At 44.6% G+C, this 3,109-nt stretch carries 1 protein-coding gene; it reads right to left on the reverse strand.

All coding sequences use genetic code 11. The annotated features are described in order from the left end of the window. Positions 1–388: 388 nt before the first annotated feature. Positions 389–2,731, reverse strand: a complete 2,343-nt coding sequence (locus tag RUMCAL_RS09800; protein ID WP_169726005.1) for a dockerin type I repeat-containing protein — start codon at positions 2,729–2,731, stop codon at positions 389–391. Positions 2,732–3,109 lie beyond the last annotated feature (378 nt).

Genomic DNA, 3,109 nt, shown 5'->3' on the forward strand with positions numbered 1-3,109 from the left:
GACTTTTCCCCGCATAGGCGGGGGTGATCCTTGAGTTACATCCGGATTTGGTGCTCCGAACTGCTTTTCCCCGAATAGGCGGGGGATCCCATCTTTAAATCCTGATTTCAGAGAATTTGTACGGATTGCTGAAAGCAAGAAAATCATGTATAAATTTTACAACATTCCTCGTGATAAAAACAATATTTTTGAAGGATTCACTTCCCGTTGCTTGAAAAGGAATGCCGTGTAAAAAAGTAAAGGCAACGCCACACAGAACTTGTGCGGTGTTGCCTTTATGTGATTTATGAGTGTTTTGACAAATGTACGAATTTTTCAAACAAGCATCAGGGGGAAAATCACTGTCTGTGTATTTTTTCCTGGTGTGCTCTGATTTATTTGCTTGCAGTCAGCGGATCAGCAGGCTTCGAAGCATCGTCAAGTCGATACCATTCAGAATACCATTACCGTCCAAATCGCCAAGTCGGCCATTGTTGATAGATCCGGATTGGATAAGCCATTTTTGAAGCATTACCAGATCTGCAGCGGTCAGTTTCCCATCTGTATTTACATCGCCTGCAACACCTACTGTGATAACTGCTTTATCCGAGGTAATAGACCCCAATTCATTGAGTGCATCACAATAAACAGTTTCTCCGTCCCAAAACTCAGAAACATTGTACAGCGTCAATGTGCGACCGTCGCATTTATATTCCAACAGTTCTTCATTATCTATCTGATCCCATTCGTAATTGGTAAAATACCAGCGAAATTCATCTGCATACAAAGTTTCAAAAGTGAAAAACGTAGTGCCGCCGGGAGCAACGATCACGTTTTTAAGCTGAGATACTTCTGCAGGAGGTTTGACAATGATGTTAAAATATGCTGTGTGAGAGGTGACACTGCCGTCCTTGCCTTTGATCCATACATGTACTGCCTTATTCATAAACCAGGAGCTAACGCCATAGATCTGAAATGTACTTTCTTCAAAGCTGTTGACACCAGAGCAGTGTGCCAGTACAGTTTCTCTGGAATAGGGCTGCTGTGTTTCATCTTCTACATCAAATATTTCCCATTCATAACGCACGGCACCAATTGCTTCTACAGAGAACCTTGCATCATTGCCCGAAATCAACGTTACATCCTGAGGTTGTTTCGTGATTATAGGAACTGATTTTTCAATCGTCAGACGGTTTTCGCCAAATATGAATGCTTCTGTGTTGAGATCGATCCCCACACCATTATCCATAGCTTTCATGCCATTGCCATTCTTGTCCGGAAGAATGTCTTTCAACGAGAATTTTACGTTGGACCGTATTCCGGTTGTCCCTGAAAATGTCCCGTTGTAGACTGTGACATTCATGTTTTCCATATCGGAAATCACCATAGCTGCCTGTTGGGCTTCTCTGGGATTCCTGCTTTTGAAAGAACCGTTCCAAATGGTAACCTGTCCTGCCGATTTCAGGAACAAACCCTGTTTTGCTCCGTAAAAGTTACCGTTGTGTATCGTCAGATCACCAGAACTTTCCATCATCACAGCACAATTCTGAGATTTGGAAGAGGAGGAAGTTGTTTCATAGCGGTCAAATTCTCCGTCATTGATTACTGCATTTGCACTACCTCCAATGTACAAGCCAGTATCCGAACTGCCGATATATCCATGATTTACAGTCAGCTGAGCATCATTCCGTACAGCCACGCCGCATGCCGTGCCTTCATATTTGCCGCCGTTGATAACCGCGGTGCCGCCATCGATCAAAATTGCTGCTCCGCGCGTTTCTTTGTCGGGAGAGAACGTGTCGATCATATTGCGGTAATGCCCGCCATCGATTTGCAGATTGCCTTCGGAAATGATCATGGGCTGTCCATAAGCCATGCCCTGATAAGGCGTAGCACCACTTATATTTGTCAGATGCAGGGCACCATTTTTTCCAACGCGGAACAAACAGGACGTATATGCTGCACTCCGGAATTGCATATTCCAATCATTTGCCGGAATGCCCGTCAGCTGTGTACTGAAGATCCGCAGCTTGCCCTGCCGGATGTCGAACAAGGCATTATCGTATCTGCCTGTATCCCGAATCACACTGCAGTGATTCAGGTCGATCGTGATGTCGGCATCTGGATCATCCAGAACCAGCATATCATCACTTTCCATATCTTCCTGATAAATCCATGTGTTTTCGGAACTTTTTTTCTTTAAGGTGATCCACTGCTTTCCGCCTTTTGCAAGTGCTGCTTGTAATTCCTCGTAGCTGGAAACAATGGTCTGCTCAGAAACAGCAGGAGATGTTACAGTGTCGTATGCATACATACAGGAACTGCATGTTTTCTGCCAAATGCCTTCTCGTGTTTCAGTTGCACTCTGTGTAGATGTCCATCTTTCAAGTATGCCATAAGAACTGCTGTGATTACAAACGGTATCTACCAGCTTGATTCCGCATTCCGGACACACCTTCCAATGGTTCTGATCGTCAAATGTGTATTCAGAGCTTTCGGTATGCATATGTCCCCAAGGTGAGCCAATTAGGGCACCTGTGTCAATATACATTAATGAATCGTTTGCCGTTATACCGGAAGGTAAAGCTACTGCTCCTCCGAGCTCGCTGATAAGCTCCTCGCCGTTTATCAGATAGACTTCAGATGAATTAAATTGCTGATTTGTTGCAGAGTCCACCAGAGTGACGGCTGCCTCATCTTCGCCGGATACAGAAACATTTGCGATCTTAAAATAGGTGCGTTGATGGTACATGATCCCATCTTCAAAAGTGTTCAGGCTGTTATAATTCCTGCTGTTCACAAATGTATACATCCACTCGATAAATTCTGTGCCGTCGTCCCACTGTTCCGTATCATCGGCAGTTTTCCATTCGCACCCAAGATAGGTGAGATCCAGAGAAGAAAGGCTTTCAAAATCGGACGGTATCTCCGGAGCCTCTCCTGATCTCGGATATGTAATGGTCAAGGTAATGTCATAGCGGTTTTCTGCACTGATAAGCAATCCTTCCGCACCGGCAGCACAGCACAGTATAGCAACGGACAGAAGTATGCTGATCACTCGCTTCATAAATTTTTTCTTCATAAGTTTTCCTCCAATCTTTAGGCAATACCGCACAAAGAGCGTCTGGCG

The sequence above is a fragment of the Ruminococcus callidus ATCC 27760 genome, assembly GCF_000468015.1.
GTDB lineage: Bacteria > Bacillota > Clostridia > Oscillospirales > Ruminococcaceae > Ruminococcus_C > Ruminococcus_C callidus.